Origin of the sequence: Clostridium sp. 2218st1_F5_2218SCRN_220325, assembly GCF_039062665.1 — a bacterium.
Classification (GTDB): domain Bacteria; phylum Bacillota; class Clostridia; order Peptostreptococcales; family Peptostreptococcaceae; genus Intestinibacter.
On the sequence record NZ_JBCLNH010000011.1, the window covers coordinates 52,703 to 75,138 of the forward strand.

General features: G+C 27.8%; 12 protein-coding genes. 2 read left to right on the forward strand and 10 right to left on the reverse strand.

Going from position 1 to position 22,436, the window contains the following annotated elements; all coding sequences use genetic code 11:
* Positions 1-94: 94 nt before the first annotated feature.
* The 5 genes from ABCM86_RS08135 to rnmV all read right to left on the reverse strand — a co-directional run bounded on the left by ABCM86_RS08135 (position 95) and on the right by rnmV (position 5,186).
* Positions 95-886, reverse strand: coding sequence for a hypothetical protein (locus ABCM86_RS08135; RefSeq protein WP_295778772.1), 792 nt, complete (start codon positions 884-886; stop codon positions 95-97).
* Positions 887-954: 68 nt separating this feature from the next.
* Positions 955-1,929, reverse strand: a complete 975-nt coding sequence (locus ABCM86_RS08140) for a cation diffusion facilitator family transporter (RefSeq protein ID WP_343003817.1) — start codon at positions 1,927-1,929, stop codon at positions 955-957.
* 314 nt (positions 1,930-2,243) lie between these two features.
* Entirely contained in the window at positions 2,244-3,578 is a 1,335-nt protein-coding gene (locus ABCM86_RS08145; RefSeq protein ID WP_343003818.1) for a hypothetical protein, read from the reverse strand.
* A 64-nt stretch (positions 3,579-3,642) separates the two neighbouring features.
* Positions 3,643-4,509 (reverse strand): 16S rRNA (adenine(1518)-N(6)/adenine(1519)-N(6))-dimethyltransferase RsmA, encoded by an 867-nt coding sequence (rsmA, locus tag ABCM86_RS08150; RefSeq protein WP_195930215.1) that lies wholly within the window; start codon positions 4,507-4,509, stop codon positions 3,643-3,645.
* 131 nt (positions 4,510-4,640) lie between these two features.
* Positions 4,641-5,186 (reverse strand): ribonuclease M5, encoded by a 546-nt coding sequence (gene rnmV / locus ABCM86_RS08155; protein ID WP_195930216.1) that lies wholly within the window; start codon positions 5,184-5,186, stop codon positions 4,641-4,643.
* A gap of 272 nt (positions 5,187-5,458) precedes the next feature.
* Between rnmV and srtB the strand changes: the two genes are divergently transcribed.
* Complete coding sequence (gene srtB, locus ABCM86_RS08160; RefSeq protein ID WP_343003819.1) at positions 5,459-6,190, forward strand: class B sortase; 732 nt, start codon at positions 5,459-5,461, stop codon at positions 6,188-6,190.
* A gap of 18 nt (positions 6,191-6,208) precedes the next feature.
* Positions 6,209-9,187, forward strand: a complete 2,979-nt coding sequence (locus ABCM86_RS08165; RefSeq protein WP_343003820.1) for a leucine-rich repeat protein — start codon at positions 6,209-6,211, stop codon at positions 9,185-9,187.
* A gap of 455 nt (positions 9,188-9,642) precedes the next feature.
* On the opposite strand, the gene ABCM86_RS08170 is transcribed toward ABCM86_RS08165, so the two are convergent.
* From ABCM86_RS08170 to ABCM86_RS08190, 5 genes are all read right to left on the reverse strand, one after another.
* On the reverse strand, positions 9,643-18,408 hold the full coding sequence (locus ABCM86_RS08170) for a SpaA isopeptide-forming pilin-related protein (protein ID WP_343003821.1): 8,766 nt from the start codon (positions 18,406-18,408) through the stop codon (positions 9,643-9,645).
* Positions 18,409-18,483: 75 nt separating this feature from the next.
* A complete protein-coding gene (locus ABCM86_RS08175) occupies positions 18,484-19,407 on the reverse strand; it encodes a hypothetical protein (protein WP_343003822.1) in 924 nt (307 codons plus the stop codon).
* A 218-nt stretch (positions 19,408-19,625) separates the two neighbouring features.
* The gene (locus ABCM86_RS08180; RefSeq protein ID WP_295676247.1) at positions 19,626-20,954 is read right to left on the reverse strand and encodes a DUF4179 domain-containing protein; all 1,329 of its coding nucleotides are present in this window, start codon (positions 20,952-20,954) and stop codon (positions 19,626-19,628) included.
* Between the two features lies 1 nt (position 20,955).
* Positions 20,956-21,468 (reverse strand): sigma-70 family RNA polymerase sigma factor, encoded by a 513-nt coding sequence (locus ABCM86_RS08185; protein ID WP_295676250.1) that lies wholly within the window; start codon positions 21,466-21,468, stop codon positions 20,956-20,958.
* A gap of 185 nt (positions 21,469-21,653) precedes the next feature.
* Entirely contained in the window at positions 21,654-22,424 is a 771-nt protein-coding gene (locus tag ABCM86_RS08190) for a TatD family hydrolase (protein ID WP_295676252.1), read from the reverse strand.
* Between the last annotated feature and the right edge of the window lie 12 nt (positions 22,425-22,436).

Genomic DNA, 22,436 nt, shown 5'->3' on the forward strand with positions numbered 1-22,436 from the left:
AAAAAATAGACTAATTTGAAAAACAAATTAGTCTATTTTTATTTTTATTAATTTTAAAAAGTTATCTATTTTATAAAATTTACATATATTTAAATTATTCACTATCTGATATTTTAAATATATCTGTTTTTATATAGTCAAAAAGATTATTTGAAACTTCATAATAAGAGATTAAATTATTCACTGTTATTTTTACATAATCCTCTCCCATTATATCTACTCTAGCTTCATAATTATCTGAAGTTATGTTAATAGTAAATTTATATTTACATCTTTCTCTAGCTTTTTCTGGTTGTATTTTTCCGACTAATCTTTTTTGTACCATTTTACTAGCCAAATCGTCATAACTCCATCCACTTATTTTCTTTGTTTCATCTCCATAATCTATTGTTACTTGCTTCCATGTTTTATATTGTTTTATAAAATCAAAAGAAGTATATATACTCGTATCTAAAATTTCTTTGAATTCTTTTTTATAAGCTACTGGCACTTTATAATATTCTTCTTTGTTTACTGTATAAACCCTAAATACATTTAAATCTGTAGAAAATTTTATATCATCATCTGTATATCCCTCATATATAGGTTTATAAGAATCCGGTGTTCTAATTTTACTAAATTCATTGAAAGAATATTGGAATTCTTGTACTTTTTCTTCTTCCATTCTAACGTTAGAAACATTCCCATCTGATATATATATTTTCTTCTTGCTTTTAAATTGACTTAAAAGACTTCTTGCATCTACTTTTTCTTCCACATCTGGAATCTTAGTACCCTGACCTTTTCCTATATTAGAAAAGTAATTAAAAGCAGCAAAATATATTATAAAGAAACAAATTATCCCCATTATTAAAATGGCACTTTTCTTCACCTTTCTTTTTGACATTATATTTCCCTCCATGCCTTAAAATTATCTATGATAATTATATAACTTTTTATTTAATTTTTTAAGTATTATTTATCATTATTAAGACATTCTTTAGAATTACAGTCAATACATGGAACTTCATCTATTATTTTAGGCTCTATCTCTACTTCTTTATTACATAAATCAAACTCACTTATACATGGTTCTACATGGACTGTTATTCCTTTTATAATTGCCAATTCATTAATTAATTTCTTTTCTAAATCATTAGCTATATCATGACCTTGTTTTACTGTTAAAGCTCCATCTACACAAATAACTAAATCTACATATGCAAATGCACCATGTTTTCTCGTTCTCATAGTTTTTATATGTTTTACGCCTGTTGTTTCTTTACAGTATTCTATTATTTGTTTCTCTTGTTCCTCATCTATAGAAACATCCATAAGTTCATTCATTGAATTTGTAAATATCTCTAATGCAACTTTACACACTATAAGCGCAACTACTATAGTTGCTATCGGTTCTAAAATTTTATAACCTAGCATAGCTCCACCGATACCTATAAATGCTGCTACTGATGAAAGTGCATCAGATCTATGATGCCATGCATCAGCCTTAAGAGATGGTGAATTTATTTTTTTTGCTACCTTTATAGTTATTCTATATTGATATTCTTTTATTGCTATTGATATTACTGCCACTATAAGTGGTATTAATGTCGGTACCTTCACTTCATCTAAATTAAATATTTTCTTTGCTCCATCAACACCTATAGTTACAGATACAACAATCAACATAATTGATAATAAAAATGATACTAATGTTTCTGCTTTTTCATGCCCATAATTATGCTCTTTGTCGCCTGGTTTTGATGAAATTTTATTTCCTATTAAAACTCCAACTGAAGTTATAATATCTGATGCAGAATGAATACCATCTGCTATCATAGCAGTTGAATTACCAATTACCCCTGCTAATACTTTTATAATTGATAAAAATACATTCCACAAAATCGCCAAAATTGTTACTTTACTTGCCTCTTCATATCTTGTTTCCATATAAATTCCCTCCTAATTAAATAAACTTCTATATTGCTAATGGATATATGTTTCTTTCAATATTAATTATCATTTCCCTAAAACGTAAAAATCACCTAGGAATTCTAGGCGATTTTTCTATTTTTATATTAAATTATGTTTATTATTTCCACTTATATGATATTTTTTATTTTATTTATATATACCCATTAAGTTCGTTTTAAAACAATTTTTGTATATTTTATTGTGTTATTCATTATATTATAACACCTAAAAGTAGAAATTGTAATCAAAATAAGCAAGTTTTTTCAATTAATTCTCAATTGATTTTACAGCTATTTTTCTATTTTTCTAGCCTTAGAATCTATAAAGCACAACCAATATCCAAGACTAGTACTTCTATTGTCACATGTTTGATATGTTGTAAAACCTGTTGTTCCTTTATCCGGTTGTTCAGATTTTTTGCCCGGTATTGCATAAATATAATTTTTTCTCTTGTTATATTCATCATATTGAACTCCAAATAAGTAATGTCTATATTTATATGAATTCATAGCTATATCACTATACATAGTATAATTTAAACTATTTACATATCCTAAATAAGGCATTGTATAACCACTCATTGTAGTTGGTGTAATTTCTATCTTCCACCATCTTGTATTTGGGATATAATCTGCTGCAAATGGTTTAACTTCTTTAAAATATTTTAGACCTTTCTTTATTTGTCTAGGCATAAGTAATTTTCCTGCACTTAATTTTTCATCAAAATCTGTGTTGCTTTTTTGAATAGTTTTTGGTTGATTGTATTGTTCTTGTTTCATATTTTTTCGTTTGTTTTGGGTTCTATCTTTAGAAATTAATTTTTGTTGTTTTGGTTTGATATTGTTGTCTCTTTCATCTTTTGGCATTTGTAGAGGTTTTGCGCATTCTTTTTTCGGTTTTGACTGTTGATTTGGTGTATTTTCTTCTTGATTTGTTTCTTCTATTTCTTCTACCTCTTCATATTCGTATTCAGGTTCTTCGTATTCAATATATTCATACTCCTCAATATCTTCTGTATCTTGTTGTTCGACCTCTTCTGTCTGTTGTATTTCTTCCGGTTCACTTGTATCTTGTGTTTGTAGGTTGTCATCTTCATTATCTAAATCATCTTCATATATATATTCTACTTCTTCATATTCATATTCGCCTTCATCAGGATTTACATATTCTACTTCTTCGTATACATCATTTCTATCGATATATTCTTCTTCATCACTTTCTGTGTATTCCTCGATTTCTTCTTCCGGTTCAAATATTAACTCTTCATAATTTTCTATTTTATTACCTTTAAATCCGATAAGTGGAACATATTTATCATAAGTAAGTGCAATTGCCTTAATATCACTATCATCTTCACCTAAATCTAGTACAAATTCACCCTTTCCTTGAGAGTTTAGATTAATTCTTCCTAAATTTAATCTTTCATAATCAGTACGAAGAGCGATTACATCATATCCATCTTTTAGATTTTTTAAATTTTCAACATATAGCGCTACTATTGATTTTTCATCATTTACTTCTATTTTAGCAAAGGCTTTAGGAAGAACACGTTCTTTACTTCTAAAGTTCATGTCCTTTGCCTCTAATATGATATAGTCTCTTTTAAATTTTCTTTTAGAAACCACTACTTATCCCTCCTTAAACATACTTGCTCAAAATATTATATGTTTAAGGTTTTGGAAAATAGTATTATTTAGATGAAAATTTATTTATTTCATTAGATAAATTAGCAAATTCATCTATGCTAAGAGTTTCTCCTCTTCTTTTTTCATCTATGTTTGCAGCTTTTAACGCCTCTTTTATTTGATCTTTTGATAAGAATCCTAAGCCGCCTAAAGAGTTTAATAAAGTTTTTCTTCTTTGTCCGAAAGATGCTTTTACTGTTTTGAAGAAAATATCTTCATTATCAACAATATATTTTTTCTCATCTCTAACATGAAGTCCTATAACTATTGAATCTACATTTGGTTGTGGGACAAACATATGTCTCGGAGCTTTTGCAACTATTTCTGTATCACAGTAATATTGAACAGCTACTGATAATGCACCATAATCTTTTGTAGATGGTTGTGCATTCATTCTGTCTGCAACTTCCTTTTGAACCATTACTACTATGTCAGTAACAGGAATATCTTCTTCTAAGAATTTCATAACTATTGGTGTAGTTATATAGTATGGAAGATTGGCAACTAATTTTACTGGTCCTCCATTTAACTTTTCTTTTATTAATCCTTGTACGTCTACTTTTAATATGTCTTCATTTACAACTTCAACATTATCTAAATCAGCTAATGTTTCTTTTAATATTGGGATTAATGTCTTGTCTATCTCGATAGAAACTACATTTTCAGCTACTTTTCCCATCTCTCTTGTTAGTGTTCCTATACCAGGTCCAACCTCGATTATTTTATCAGTTTCTGATAATCTAGCTCCTTCTAATATTCTGTCTATTACATTATCATCTATTAAGAAGTTTTGTCCTAAAGACTTTGAAAACTTAAAGTTGTGTTTATTTACTACTTCTTTGGTAGCTCTATGTGATGAAAGTCTATCCATTATTTTTTCCTTTCCTTAAATAATATTTTATTAAAATATTTCTATTATTTTTATCAATTATTATCTTATTAATACTAAGACATTTTTATTGACACATTTTCAATTTTAATATAAAAGCTATCTTTATTTTATTATTCTTCAGTATTATCTATAGAGTTTACAGCTTCAACAAATTCTTCTCTTGAAACTCCATAATTATTTAATCTGCTTAGGAATTGTTTTGCATTTCCGTATCCTATCCCTAATATTTGACCGATTTTATCTCTTCTATAAGATGCATCTTCATTTCCGATTAAATTATTTCTTATTAAGTCAACTTGTCCAAATTCGTCTCTCTTATTGCTACTTTCAGTTCTAACTTTATTAAGTGCTTTTATTATACTTTCTGGAGATGCATTTTCTATCCCTATATCTCCATCTTTTTTAGCTTCTTCCCTTGGTAAAAATGCATGTTTACATCCAGGTACTTCTTGAGCTATCTTCTTTCTTATTTTTTCACCAGCAAAATCTGGATCAGTAAAGATTATTACCCCTCTTCTCTTTTGGGCAGCTTTGATTCTCTCCATAACACCTTTAGGAAATCCAAATCCACCAGTTGTTATAAGTTCAGCATCTAAGGCTCTTTTTACTGCTGTAACATCGTCTCTACCTTCTACTACTATTATTTCTTTTATCATTTAATTTCACCTTTTTATTTTATATTTATTAAATTAGTATAAATTATCGTGTCTATATATTGCTAAATTTCAATGATTTCTTATCTCATTCGCATCTTTATATTTTAAATTTTTTTCATTATTTAATCAATCCTTTTTACAAAAGTCATCAATATATTTGATTAAAGTACTGTATTTTACACTAAAGTACTTAATTTATGATAAAATTTATATATTAAAGTTATTTACATATAAATTATAATTATACAAAAATTTTAGAGGGAGAATATTTAATGAAATTAAAAACGGGGATTAAAAATTTAATAACATTTTTTTTAATTGCAATTATATGCGTATGTGGTTATAGGATTTATGAAAAACTAAATGACTATAAAAAGGCAGACGATTTATACGCTAATTTAAGAACAGAAAAAGAAGTAAATCTTGATAAAAATAATAGTAATTCAGGTACAGCCAATACTATAGATTTATCATCTATAAACAAAGATTTTGTATGTTGGATTAATATCGAAAATACAAATATAGACTATCCAGTTGTCCAAAGTAAAGACAATTCTTACTATCTTCATCGTGATATCTATGGAAATTATCTATATGCGGGGACTACATTTTTAGATTATAGAGATTATTATGATGACAGTAAAAATTTAATTATTTATGGTCATAATATGAAAAATACTACTATGTTTAGTCAACTTGAAAAATTTAAAGAGGAATCATTTTTTAAATCAAATCCTACTATAACTTTAACAGATAAAAATGGGGAGAAAAATTATGAAGTTTTTGCTGTTTTATTAGTTAAGAAGGATTATCCATATACTATTCCGAACTTTAATAGTGATGACGAATATAATAAATTTTTAAATAAAATTGTCGATGATTCAATATTCAGCACGCAAAATAAACCTACATCCTCAGATAAAATACTTACATTAAGTACTTGTAGTTATGAATTTAAGGATGCTAGAACTGTAGTATTTTGTAAAGAAAAGAAAATAAATTAGATTTTATGGGGGGTTATTATGATAGTATCTAAAAAGCAAAAGTATAAATCTTTAAAAAATAGTAATTTAAATAATAAAAGTGTACTAATACTCGACTCATTTATATCGTGCATGAACAAGAAATCTCATAATATAAATATTCCAACAAATATAAATACACTTGGATATAGATGTTTTTATGATTGTGAAAATATAAAATCTTTATATGTTCCTCCAAATATATCGAATATTGAAAAAGGGGCATTTTATAACTGTAAAAGCTTAGAGAAAATTGAACTTCCAAAAGAATTATCTGATTTAAAAGATGAAACTTTCTATAATTGTTCAAGTTTACAATCAATAAATATACCAGATGATGTTTCTTATATTGGAGAAAGGTGCTTTTTAAATTGTGAAAATTTAAAAGAAATCAATTTTTCTAACAAGGTAAAATCTATTAATGACTCTGCCTTTAAAAATTGCTCTAACTTAACTAAAATTCAAATTCCTAATTCAGTTAAAGTTATCAGCAAAAATGTATTTTTTAATTGTTTTAACTTAGAAGAAGTTATATTACCTGATAATATCGATATATTGGAATCTTGTTTATTTGCTAATTGTAAAAAGCTAAATAAAATCAATATTGGACAAAATATTACAGAAATAAAGGAGCTTGCCTTCTTTGAATGTAGCAGTTTAAGCTCTTTAGATTTACCTCAAAATTTATCAAATTTAGGTTCTAGAGTATTTTCTAATTGTACTAACTTACAAGATATAAGTTTGCCAAATTCGATTGTTTCTATTGGACAAGGTATTTTCTCAAATTGTACTAATTTAAGAAAAGTTACTTTACCAAACAAACTTACATATATACCATCTAGTACATTTAATAATTGTATTAATTTAGAAGAAATCAATCTACATAAAACTGTAAAACAAATAGATAATTCAGCATTTTCTAATTGTAAAAAGTTAAAAACTATAGATTTACCTGAAACATTGCAGTCTATTGGTTCGGATGCATTTTCAGGTTGCGAAAAATTAAATCATATTACTTTACCTGACTCTTTAAAAAATATAGGTACAGCGGCATTTTATGATTGTAAATCATTATCAGAAATAAATATACCAAATACAATTAATACATTAAGTCCTTTGACTTTTGCTAATTGTAGCAATTTAGAAAAAATCAAGCTACCTAAAATGTTTGATAAAATACCAGATTCGTGCTTTGCAAATTGTACGAACCTATATGATATAAATTTACCTGAAACGTTAAATTATATAAATTCATATGCATTTTCAAACTGTTCATCATTAGAAAATATTAGATTACCTAAATCTATAAAAATGATAGGTGAACGTGCATTTAATAACTGTACTAATTTACGTAAGATTATTATTCCTAAATACATTAAATCAATCAGCAATTCTGCATTTGATAATTGTAATAATCTTGTTATTTACGGAGAAAAAAATTCTTATGCACATAAGTACGCTATTGCAAATAAAATAGATTTTGAAGAATATAAATTTATAAGCCTTCGAGGTATTTCTATAAAAAATTCATTTATATCTATGCTAAATAACAACCAAAGTAAATTAGATTTAGTTTTATACCCTGAAAATACAAATGATATTTTCAAAGTAAAATGGAGCTCTTCTGATGAAAATATCGTATCGGTAAAAGACGGCATTATTACTAGCCATAATGTGGGTATAGTAACTATAACTGCACAAGTTGGATATAATAAAATAGCAAAATGCATAGTTCAAGTTGAACGACCTTTAGAATCTATAAAACTTGAAACTGATTATTTAAGTTTAAATAAAAGCGAATCTAAATCTTTAAAAATAGAATATTTCCCTAAAAATCATACTTGCACAGATAACCCAGTTTGGAAATCTTCTGATGAAAATATTGCAAAAGTAGACTCTTATGGAAATATTACAGCTATTTCTAAAGGTGATTGTATTATTACGTGTACTTTAGATGGTAAATCTGACTCTTGCAAAGTTAATATTGATTTACCATTAAAAGAAATTACACTAGACAAAACTTCATTAAATTTAAAATGCAATGAATCATATAAATTAAATATATCTTATATACCAGAAGATACTACAGATGTTATATCATTAAATTGGTCTTGTATGGATTCATCAATCGTTTCAATCAATGATGATGGTACTATCAAAGCATTAAATCCAGGAACTACAGTAATAACTGCATCTGCTAATAATAAAATTGCAACTTGTATAGTTACTGTTAGATCTTGTATTTCTGCAGTTAAATTTAAAGATGATAGAATTAATTTAAAAGTAGATGATTCATTAAGTTTAGAAATACTAGATCAAAATAATGATTATGTTGAAAATGAACTTATAACTTGGAATATTTCAGATAGTAAAATAGCTAAAATAGAAAACAATCGCTTAATAGCTACAAATGAAGGTACTACTGTAATAGTTGCCCAAGTTGAGGGACTAATCGCTGCTGCTATTTTAAATGTTTCTTTGAAAAAAATTCGTTTATTCGATGTAAATTATTTAAAATCTAGTTCAAATATTATAACAGGAAAAGGAATAGTCGGAGCTACTGTTAAAGCCTTCAACAACAATGAATTAATTAGTGATACATGCATTATAAGTTCAGATAAAAAATTCTTACTTCATATCGAACCGCAAGAGCCCGGCTCAGAAATAAGAGTAGAAATATCTAAACATGGATATGAAACTAAAGAAGAAGTTATAACATCTTTATATGAATTTAATACATTTTATGTAGATTCAGTTGAAACATTAGATTCTAACAACATATATATTTCAGGAAGAGGTTGTAGCGGGGCTTATATAAGAGCTTACATAAAAAATACTCAGATAGGAAAGGCTTGTTCTGTAAATTCAGATGGACATTTTAAGATGCATCTTCCAAAAATAAAATCAGACACAGTCGTAACTTTAAAAATGAGACAAACTAATTATGTAACAGCTAATAAAAATATTATTATTCCATAATATAAAAAGGAGTAGTCAATCCAGATTGGATTGATTACTCCCTTTCTTTTACAATGATTTTCATATTTTAAGTAAGATTACTTCTCTTTTGCTATTAGAGTTTTAATTTACCTTTAATCAATATTGTCGCATATTTCTAATAAATTTTATATTTTTACTCATATATAATAGCAAATTAATGTCATTAGAATATAAAACTATTTTTTAAGATATTTTCGATTTCCTGTTGATCGTCTATTTTCTATAATGTCGGAAAATATTACTTAAAAATTTATATTATCATTTTATATTCTAAGGTATTTTTATAATACCACTTCTCTTAAATGTCTCTGATTTTTTAATCCTGTTTATCTACTTATTCTCTAGTTTATCTATTACTATATTTGTGACTTCTTAATTTGTTACTTATTTTCCCTTATTTATTACCTTTTTATTTTATACTTTATATAAACTTTCTATAATTTTTTTCTACGTTTATTATCAATCCATAATCCAATCAATACAATTAATGAAATTGATCCTATTATGATTTCATTTGTTAAGTTAGTATCACCTGTTTGTACATTTTGTTCTGGCTTTGTACTTTCCTCTGGATTACTTGGCATATTTGGTTTTACTGTATTTTCAGGTTTGTTCGGATTACTTGGGTCATCCGTATCTTCTGGTTTCTCAGGTTTATCTGGAGTTACTGGGTTATCCGAATCATCTGGATCTCCAGGCTTATCTGAATCACCTGGATCATCTGGATCACTTGGGCTATCTGGTTTCCCTGGATTTTCAGGTTTTTCTGGCTCATTTGGTTTATCTGAGTCATCTGGGTTTTCAGGATTATCTGGATTACTTGGTTTATCCGAATCATCTGGATTTTCTGGCTTATCTGGATTACTTGGTTTATCCGAGTTATCTGGATTTCCTGGTTTTTCTGGATCACTTGGTTTATCCAAATCATCTGGATTTCCTGGTTTATCCGAGTTATCTGGATTTCCTGGTTTTTCTGGATCACTTGGTTTATCCGAATCATCTGGGTCTCCAGGCTTATCTGGATTATTTGGTTTATCCGGGTCTCCTGGATTCTCAGGTTCATCTGTTATAATAAATGTATTAATAATTGTAACAACTTCTTTGTTTACATCTACTTTTACATTCTCTTTATCGATTTTCACCATATATCCATCATGATTTGTTTCACTTATATTATATTTATTTCCATAGATTATATCAGTAACTATTTTTTCTGTTCCTAATTCATCATAAGTAAATTTTATATACTTCTCTGTTGAACCATCTGCAAATTCTCCAGAAACTTTTATTGTAAATATTTCATTACCTTTTAGTTTCTCAATGTTAGAAACATCTTTTTTAACGTATAATGAAACATCTTTCGAATCGAACATTTCAACCTTTTGAATTTCCCCATTTTCTTTTACAGTAAATTTAATATCTTCTGCCAATAAGTATCCATCTGGAGCTTGTTTTTCTACTAAAGTATACTCTCCAACTGGTAATCTATTGATCTTATGAGGTTCTGTAGTACTTGTCCACTCTTCTATTATATTTCCTTCAGAATCAATTACTTGTAGTGTTGCACCTGGCAATTCTTCACTCGTAACTATATCTTTTTTCGATATTTCTACCTTTGTATAGTCATCTTGCATTATTGTTGATCCTGTGATATTTCCTTCTGCATCTATTGTAAATTCAATATCTTCTGCTAGTAAATATCCTTTTGGTGCTGCTTTTTCTCTGATTGTATATGTTCCTGCTTTTAAGTTATTTATAACATGTGGTTTAGTCGTAGATGTCCAGCTTTCTATTACTTTTCCTTTTGAATCCAGAAGTTCCAGCTTCGCTCCTTCTATCTCCTCACCTGTCGTTATATCTTGTTTTGATATTGGAACATTGTTTGTTTTTTCAACATCATATATTGAGAATTCTTGGATTTTTCCTGTCTCTTCAATTACTACTTTTACATCTTCTGCTAAATTGTATCCCTTCGGCGCTTTTACTTCATGTAATGTATATTCACCTACTGGTAGTTTACTTATCGTATACGCTTTATTTTCCGATGTAAATTCTGCTACTACATTTCCTTCGCTGTCTAGTAACTGTAATTGTGCTCCTTTTAGGATTTCTTTTGTCTCTAGATCCTTTTTAGTTATTTCTACTTTTGTGTAGTCATCTTTCATTTCAACTTTTTGGATTTCTCCAGTATTTGAAACAGTAAACTCCACATCTTCTGCTTTAACATATCCATCAGGAGCTGTGATTTCTCTTAAGATATACTCACCTATCGGCAATTTATTTATCTTATAAGGTTCTGCGGTACTTGTCCATTCTTCTAATACTTTTCCTGTTGATTTTTCAATTACTTGCAACGTTGCACCTGGCAATTCTTCACTTGTAACTATATCTTTTTTCGATATTTCTACCTTTGTATAGTCATCTTGCATTATTGTTGATCCTGTGATATTTCCTTCTGCATCTATCGTAAATTCAATATCTTCTGCTAGTAAATATCCTTTTGGTGCTGCTTTTTCTCTGATTGTGTATGTTCCTGCTTTTAAGTTATTTATAACATGTGGTTTAGTCGTAGATGTCCAGCTTTCTATTACTTTTCCTTTTGAATCAAGAAGTTCCAGCTTCGCTCCTTCTATCTCCTCACCTGTTGTTATATCTTGTTTTGATATTGGAACATTGTTTGTCTTTTCAACATCATATATTGAGAATTCTTGGACTTTTCCTGTTTCTTCAATTACTACTTTTACATCTTCTGCTAAGTTATACCCCTTCGGTGCTTTTACTTCATGTAGTGTATATTCACCTACTGGTAATTTACTTATCGTATACGCTTTATTTTCTGATGTAAATTCTGCTACTACATCTCCTTGGCTATTTAGTAACTGTAATTGTGCTCCTTCTAATACCTTTTTTGTCTCTAGATCTTTTTTACTTATTTCTACTTTTGTGTAGTCGTCTTGCATTTCAACTTTTTGGATTTCTCCGCTATTTGAAACGGTAAACTCTACATCTTCTGCTCTAACATATCCATTTGGTGCTGTTATTTCTCTTAAGATATATTCACCTATTGGAAGTTTATTTATGATATGGTCTTCTTCAGTTGTAGTCCATTCTTCAACAATTTTATTTGTATCTTTTTCAATTACTTGTAAAATAGCCCCTAATACAGGTTTTCCTGTTGTTATATCTGTCTTTGATATAGAAACTTTACCTGTTGCTTTTTTATTTGTAACTGTAGATAATACATCCTCATCACTCATAGTTACTGATGTTTTATCTATTGACTCTAAAATATACCTATTTCCTATTTGTTCCTCAGAAATTTCGTATTTATTTCCGTAAATCACTCCAGGTACATCTTGAGCTTGTCCTATATTGTTTTTGTCAAATATAAATTGTTTTGTAGTTTTTCCCTCTACATCTGAAAATTGTCCTGTAACTTTTATAGTAAATACATCTTCATCAGAAAGTGTTGCATTATCTAGTATTTTTTTAACTACAGATAATTTCCCTGATTGTTTTCTTATATTAGTTACTGATAATACTTTAACTTGTATAGAACCATCTAAAGTTACTGACTTTGTATTGTAAACAACATCATAATTGTCATTACTTATTTCAGATATTGTGTAAGTTTCACCATATATAGTATTTTCAACTATAACTTGTTTATTTAATTTATCTTTAGTGATTTCTATTGTCTTTGAATTTGTTCCATCAGAAAATTTACCACTTACTATTAATGTGAATATATCTTCATCACTAACTGTATTTATATTTTCAACATTTTTTGTTACAGCTAAAAGCCCACTAGCTTTTTTTGAATTAACAACTTCCACTAGTTGATTCTTTTTGTTAACTGTTACTTTACCTCTGTCTGTAATAAGCACATTATACGAATCTGAATTTTCTTCAGTTATTGTATAATTATTTCCGTAAATAACATTTTCGACTTCTTTATTTACACCATCTAGAGCTTCTTGTTTTGTAAATGATATTGTTTTTTGTTGTGAACCATCAGAAAACTCTCCACTAACAACTATATTAAATACTTCATCTATATTAAATTGATTTTCATCAACCAATATTTTCTTTACAAATAATGAAACATCTTTTGTATCAAACATCTCTACTTTTTGAGTAGTATCAGTTTCTGTTATTGTAAAATCAATAGAATCTGCTATTAAATATCCATCTGGTGCAGATTTTTCAACTAATGTATAGTCTCCCGGTTCTAAATTATCTATTTGATGTGGTTTACCTGTTGATATCCACTCTTCAACAACTGTACCTGTCGATTTATCAATTATTTGAAGTGTAGCTCCTGGTAATTCCTCATTTGTAACAATATCTTTTTTAGATATTTGTACATTTATTTTATGGCGTTTCTCTTTTTTGTTAGTAATATATCCTGCATCGCCATTTTGGACTTTAACTATACTATCTTTTTCATTTAAATTAATTGTATAAACAGTATCATCTAATATATATCCTTCTGGTGATTTGACTTCTTTTACATAGTAAGTATTTAATAACAGTTTACTAGATAAATCTTCTCCATTAGATGTTGTTATTATTTTTGTTACTAAATTTGTACATTCTTTGTTAGAATAAATACCAAATTCAGAGCCTGATAATATCTTGTTTGTATTCTCTTCATCAACTTTAGTTATTGATATTTGTGCTGATTCTGTAGTCCCAGGTATACTTACACCAACTTTTGCTGGTTCAGCAATTAACGTTATATCTTCATTGAATGAGTTCTTTGTTGAGTATAAATATCCAAATGAGTTCCAAGCAACTTCTCCTGGTATAGCATCATCGCCTATAATACCTTCAAAGTAAACTCTTAACATTTGTCCTTGTTTTAATTTAAAACCATCCTTTAATGTTACACGTAGAGATTTATGAACATTTTTGTCATATGATGAATCCCAAGTAGTCACAGAATTCCAATCTTCATCTGTATAAGAAATTTTGCTAGAATATCCTACTGAATATTGAGATGAATCAACAGTTGATATGAAGTTTTTATCACTATCTAATATATCAACTTTAAAGTTTGGATTATCTGCTAAGTAAACAGTAAATTCTGAGTTTCTAGAACTGTTTAAATTTACAGTACCTACATCTCCTACATGAGGGAATTTATCTATTAATGTTAAATTATATATATCACCCTCGCTGTTACTTTTTACATATAACGTATATCCTACTTTTTGACCTGCACCGCTACTTATAACAGTATTATCATTTTGTTTATATCCATATCCATTGGCATGATTATCACCATAACCATTACCAGTTTTATCTTCGTCTAACACTTTATCATATCCTGATAAATCACTTATCTGTTTAAATGAATATGTTGCATAGTTTCCAAATATATGTGCTGATGCTTGATTTTCTATAGCATCTTTTTTCTCGCCGTTAATTTCAACTTTCGTTACATTTCCTTCTGTAACGTTATCTTTCTTAAATGATTGTGTTGGAACTAGCGATACATTATTCACATATGTACCGAAATTCGCTATATCACTGTCATTTGCTGATACAAATGTTATTTCTGCATATCCACCACTTGGAATAGTATATTTTTCGTTCTCTAACTTCCAAGTTAAAACTTGAACTTCTTTTCCTTCTGAATTAGTTTTTGTCGATACATCTAAAAGATTTCCTATATCAAAACTATCTCTCTTACTTCCATCTTTATTGTAAATAGTAATATTTTGAGTATGCTTACTATTTTTAGATAAAGTATATGGATTAGGTAAAGTATCAATCACTGTATAATTGACCATATCAGAAGAATCATAATTATTTCCACTATTGTTTACTTTTATTGTCCATTTTAAAGATGATTTTATAGCTATTTTAGAATTTTCATCTACCTCATGCAATTCATTACTTCCTGCATTATAAAATCCATCTAATTTTTTACTTATCCCTGGGAATATACCTACTTTTTTAATTGTTACATCAGATTCATACCAAGTTGTATTTTCGCCACCATAAATTCCATCATAATTTTTATTTAATATATTACAAGATCCATCATTTTTAGGTGATTTATCTGTATTTGTTGAAAATGGTAGTTTTACATCATTTCCTGGTGCCTCTTTTTCTGTAGTATCATATGCAAATGCTATTTTATTTACTGATGATAAGTCTGCAACATTGTTATCAATTTCACATAAATATGTAAATACTATTGCATGACCCGGCTCTAACTCTGCCCCTTCATTAAATGTAAATACAATTTTCTCATTATTATCATAAGCAGCATTTACAACAATACCTGCATCTAAAGTTACACCTTGAGGTAAATTAATATCACTAGCATAATTTATAGTTGTTATTTGGTTTGATTGATTTACATTATAAAACGCATTAGAATCTTTACCTAGTGTGATATATTTGAATCCTTTAGGAAGAATGTCTACAGCTTTTTTAAGTGGAAGATTATCACTACTATTTGCATCATTATATATAACATATGTGTATACTACTGCATTTTGCGTGCTTCCATAACTATAAAGTGAATTACCATTTACTGAGTAATATCCAGATACAGAATCCTCATTATATCTAGTATATTTACCAATTGATTTTATTCCTTTTTGTGTCCATATATTATTTTTTATTGCTGGGTAATAATACTCTGTTTCACCTTCAGCAACAACATTATTTTTTATTCTTAATTCGATAGTATTGTGAAGTCTATAGTCAACTGCTCCGTCTTTAGGGACTTCTGTTGCTTTCGAGAATTCACTTGTCGTAACTGCTTCAAAAGTCAGTTCTATTGTATCTCCATTTTTTAGTACTCCACTTCCAAAACTAAAGTTCATATAATACCAGTTTGCACTTCCATTTAATCTTAATGGATTTTCTGTAACTATATTCCCATTAGAATCAGTTTGTTTTTCTGTAATATTTAATGATTTACTTTTATCGATAATATCGTTATTTGTGAATCTATCCATAAAAGAAATATCCCAACAATTTATGTCTTTTCCTGTATTGTTTGTATATTTAATTTTAAATGTTACCTTATCTCCTACTGAAATAGGATTTGTTTTGTTATCTGCTAACTTTCCATCTACATATGCTTGTTTTATAACTTTTGTTTCTGGATAAGTAAGCTCAACTGTTGCATCATCTGATATTTGAGTACTATTGAAATTTAGTGTTGCTGTATTTACAATAGTTCCTGCCTCTACTTCATCTGAAGACTTAGGCGTTGCAATTACATTTATACCATTTACTACCTTAAAATCAGTTCCTACATCTCCAAAATTAAAAGTTATAGATTTTACATTAACTATATCTTTATCATCGATTAAAGATGTTAATTTTGAGTTTTGTGAAGGATTGTCTATTTTTATAGTTTTAGTTGAATAATCATTAAACATGACTTCTACATTATAATTATCTATCCCCTCATAAGAACCTGTTGTTATTTCTTTAAGTTTGAATTTGGAATTTACCCCATTCCATGTTGAGAAATCATCTCTGACTGTTACATTTTTTAATGAATTTTTTGAAGTATTAGAAAAACCAGCTATAGTAAATGTAACATCTTCACCAGATCCGATTGGTACAGAAGCCTTATCTACAGATTTATTTATTTTTAAATCTACATCTTTAGGCGTTTGATATGTTTTGCTTTCTTCTCCCTCAACATTTAATGTATTTACTATTGATCTATATCCATTAAGATTAAATAATGAGTCAAAAGTTTTATCTTTTGGATATGTTAATGTAACAGTTTGGTTGAAAGTTTGATTTGGCTCAAGATTTACATCTTTCCATGTTAAGATGCCATCTTTTAATTCAAGATTATATTCATCCAAATCACCAGATGTTGTTATTGTTATATTATCGCCATCTATTTTCCACCAGTCTATAACATTTCCGTTTTTATCAACAGGTAAAATATCTTTTACATCAACTTTAGTTTTTTCTTTCCCCGTATTTGATATGTTTAAAGTGTATGTAACGCTTTGACCTTCTCTTATATCATCAGAGCTAGATGTTTTATTAACTCCAATTTTATATCCATCAAGTCCGATTTTTACTGTTGCTTCTGCTTTTTGTCCATTATTATTTGTAACTTGATTTTTTACATCAATAGTTTTTTCTTCACCAGTAATTAATTTATCTGGTAAATTTTCTGTTACAACTTTCGCGTTGTATCTTAAGTCTATTTTTGACCCTTTTTTAACATTCCCAATTTCCCATGTTATTGTATAAGACTTAGTTAATTCATTGTATTTTACTGTTCCTGTATAATCCCCTGATTTAATTGTATTATTAGACTTATCATACTCTGGAACTAAACCTGCTGGCATAATATCCACTATAGTCTGTTTTTCTGAATCAAGTTCACCATAATTAGAAACTTCTACTGTATAAGTTATAGTCTCACCATCTTTAAATATCTTGTATGAATCATTTGCGTATTTATTTAAAGATATTCTCGCTGATGGTTTTACCACTTTATTTACAGTTTCATTAGTGTTTTTATTGTTTACAGTTGCAGTATTTTTGATAAGAGTTCCTTCATTACAATCAGTAACTTTCACATAAAAAATATAAGTTTTTTGAGCTCCTGCATCTAAGCTATTAACAACCCATTTTACTTTGTTATTTTCTAGTGTATATCCATTAGTCCATTGTTCTTGATTTATAATTTGAGTATTTTGTGGGATTATATCCTCTACAACAAAATTCTCTAATTCGGAACTACCATCGTTTTCTACAGTGATTTCATATTTTATAATGTCACCTATTTCTACATCTGAACCATTTTTTCCAACAACTTCACTAGATTTTCTTGAAGTTATTCTAGCAGTTGTAGGAGGTACAGTTGTAGTAACTTTATCTTCTGAAGTTGAGTTAGAATTTCCTACTATAGGTTTGGCATCAAAGCTAACCTTGTTTGTTATAGTTTCTTCTTGTTGTGTTTTTTCTGCAACTAAATTTGATGTATAAAGAGTAACTTGCATATCTGGCTCTTTAATTTCACTGTCTGGATTTAAATCATTTTGCCTCGTATGAATTATCTTTATTTTTCTTCCTTCGATATTAATTTTGGCATCTTTTTCACTTACTTCTAGAATCTTTTTGCCTCCTATTGTAAGTACTCCATTAGATGAATTTATTTCACCTTTTGGCAGATTAATCGAACTAGGTAGTTTCAACTCATCTGTAACAGTATATTCTTTTGTAAATATCTCGCCTACATATCCTTTATTATTTGATGTAGCTTTGATATTCTATACTATTGATTCATCTTTTATACTACCATTGTTATTTCTATCTATAGTTTGTTTATTTGCAGTTTTTGAAATATTATCCCAACTAAAAGATGATTTTGCAGTAATAGTAAAATCACTTATTATGCATTTTTCATCTGCTACTTTATCAGTAATTATATTATCATTTGAGTCTAATATTTCTGTTTTTATTATTACTTTTTCTCCATCATTAGTTACACCATTTTTGAATATCATTTGAAAATCAAATTGGTTAGTTGAACCTTGAGTAAGCTCTGTTATAATATATCTCTTTCCACCCTGTCCATTTACTAATTTTAGCTTTATGCCATCCAAAGTTATCTCGTTTTGGATTGTTCCATCAGATTTTTGAAAATCCGATAATATAACATCTGGATTATCTATTTCCAGTCTAATTTTATAATCCCCTATTATATTTGAATTAGAACCTGTTGATGTAACATGTACACGAGTGACTTGTCCTGTTGGAATTGAAATATTTCTATCAGTTATATTACTTTCTTGTCCAACTTTTATAACTAATTCTTGATTTACTTCTTCTGATTTAACATTTTTAATATTATTTTTTTCAGTTTTTTCATTTTCAGTAGATTTTTCATTAGAGGTATCTTCTTTATTGATATTATTTTGTATATTGTCTTTTTCTGAAGATAGCTCTGCTTCTGTTATGTTACTATTTTTATCTAGATTTTTATCATCAATTATTCCCTCATTTTGATCATCTGATGTTTGTTCATTATTGTCGATATTCTCCTGTGATGATACATCCTGAGATATTACCTCTTGCCCTTGATATTCATCTACAGTTGCATAAGCATATTGTAATGTGTCTGTGCTTATTAATAGCAATGCTAAAACAATTGCAATAACTTTCTTGAATATGCGATATAAATGTGTATTCATTATTTGATTTTTCTCCCTTGCTAATTATTAATTAGAAATATTTAAATCTATTGCAAAGGTAAATTTAAAATAACATCACTCCATATTTATGCAATTTTGTAAAAAAATGAATAAACCACTGTAATAGCTATTATATCATATTTATTTCTTAATTATTATATAAATAAAAGCAAAATTGTAATTTAAATAGAATTACAATTTTGCTTTTATTTAATAAATTATTTATTATCTATGTTTATATCTATTGGATATTTATATTTAACAACTAATCTTAAATCCAATAGATACGATTCTTTTTTATCTACATTTTCAAATTCAATACTTGATATCTTTGATCCTGTCTCGTATGATGTGGCTATATATGAATTTCCATCTAATTCACTACCTCCATCATAACTAATAGATGAATCTGTTGTATATTTTACAGTTAAATGTCCTTTACTGTATTTAACATCTTTAATAATAACCTCTTTTCCGAAATAATCTATCTTTTTAGGGTACTTATCGTCTATTTTTAACTCTATTTTTTTATTTGCATTTACTAAAACTCCATCTGCTTTTAGTTTCAGCTTTTTGCCTTTATCATAGTATACTGAAGGTACTATAGTTTGGCTCCATCCTCCATTTTCTAATCCCATACCAGATAATTCTAATGAAGATTTATAAATCTCTCCATTTTCAGATATTATTCTTAAATTATCTAATCCTTGTAATTCACCTATATTTGTTACTTCTCCAGATGTGTTTAAATACATCATTGTAGGAGATACTTTTAACTTGTCTATATTTAAATTCAGATCACCATCATCTATTTGTTTATTTACTTCTATATTTTTAGTTTTGCTTAATTGTTTTGGTATCTCCAATTCTACATTTGTTGTCCCAAGTGTTTCATATTTGAAATCATCACTCTTTTCATATGATGCACTCACTTTTAGCAATTTAAGTTTTAATGATAATGTATTTTTTCCCTCTATTAATTCTGCTATATTACCTCCAACAATATTTATTGTTGTTTTAATATTTCCATCTTCATCTTTATCAAAATTTCCTCCACTCATTGCAGCCTCTACAGAATCTACATATAATTCATAATAACTTGTATTATCAACGTTATCGTCGTCAGAAGTAATCATATCATCTACTTTTGTTTCCATTATTGCTTCAAAGTTTATTCTTTGTTCATCAATATAAATGTTTTGAATTGTAATATCATATCCTCCAATATTTATATGTTGTGCATCAGATGTTTTGTATCCATTATTAACTGCATTTTCTATTCCGATATCTCCAAAAATATATTTAAACATTGTATCTGCAAATGTTCTAAAACCAGGTACAAATGCATATGAAACACCTATTATCAAAATTGATGCAACAGATGTTATTGCCCATTTTCTGTATTTTTTAGGTTTTAACTCTTTTAATTTATCATTTAATCTTTCATCTAATTCATCTGGTATTTTTATATCTTCATTCTCAAATTCGCTTAATAATTTTTCTATTTCTTTCTCTTCATCTAAAAAATTTCTTTTATCTTTATTCATATTATCTCACCTCCAAATCCTTTTTCATATTTCTAAGAGCTGTATACATTTTTCCTTTTACAGTTCCTACAGGAACATCGAGTATATTCGCTATTTCATCTAGTTTATAACCCATATAAAATTTCAATCTAATCATTTCTCTAACCTGTGGTTCTACCTTTTCCAAACTTCTTTCCAAATCAAGTTTTTCTTCTTGATTATCTGATTTTGACTTTATAATTCTAGAAGTTTCAACATCCTCCAAATATATTAATTTATTATTTTTGCTAATAATATTCTTAGCTTCATTTATAACAATTCTCAAAAACCATGTTTTGAAATATTGTGGTTCTTTTAAATTTTGTATATTTTTTAACCCCTTCTCCACGGCTTGTAAATATGCATCTATGCTGTCTTGTTCATTTTTTAATATTGTGTATGCTAGTTTATATCCCTCATTTTTTAAGCTATGTACTAGAAGGCTATAAGCTTTAAAATTTCCCTTGATTGCTTTTTTAATTAATTTTTCGTCCATTACCTTTACCTCCCTTCACATATTAGACTAATAAAGTTATTAAAAAGTTATAAATATTTTTCTAAATTCTATATGAATATACATTTGAATTAAATTTCTTCTGACTAAATGTATTTTCTAAAAATCCACATAAAAAAAGCATACAAAATATTTGGCTATTTTGTATGCTTTTTAATAAAAATTATCTATTTAATTCCGAAGAATTTTTTAGCATTTTCTTTTGTTGCTTCACAAACTTTTTCATAAGAAATTCCTTTTTCAACTGCTATTGTATCAGCTACAAATTGTACTAGTGATGGATCATTTCTTTTTCCTCTATGTGGCGTTGGTGCCATATATGGTGAGTCAGTTTCTATTAATAATCTATCAAGAGGTATTTCTCTTACTACTTCTTTTGTTTTTTTGTTGTTTTTGAATGTTACTGTTCCTGATATTGAAATATAACATCCCATTTTAACATATTCTCTTGCTAATTCAACATTTCCACTATAGCAATGAAGTACGCATCCTATTTCAGGACTTTTTGTTGATTTTATAATCTCAAAAGTATCTCCATGTGCATCTCTATCGTGAATTATTATTGGTAATTTTAATTCATTAGCAAGTTCAATTTGTCTTTTGAACCATTTTTTTTGAAGTTCTTTATATTCAGCATCATAGTAGTAATCAAGTCCAATTTCTCCGATTGCCACTACTTTTTCATTTTCTATTGCCATTCTTTTAAGTTCTTGTATATCATCTTCAGTTAAGTCTTTAACGTCATGTGGATGAACACCTACTGCTGCATATATGAAATCATATTTGTTTGCAAGTTCAACACTCTCAGCTGATGTTTTCATGCAAGCACCTGGGTTAACAACTAAATCAACGCCTTTTTCATTAAGAGAAGAGATTAACTCTCCTCTATCTTCATCAAATCGTTCATCATTTAAATGTGCATGTGAGTCAAAAAGCATATTTACATCTCC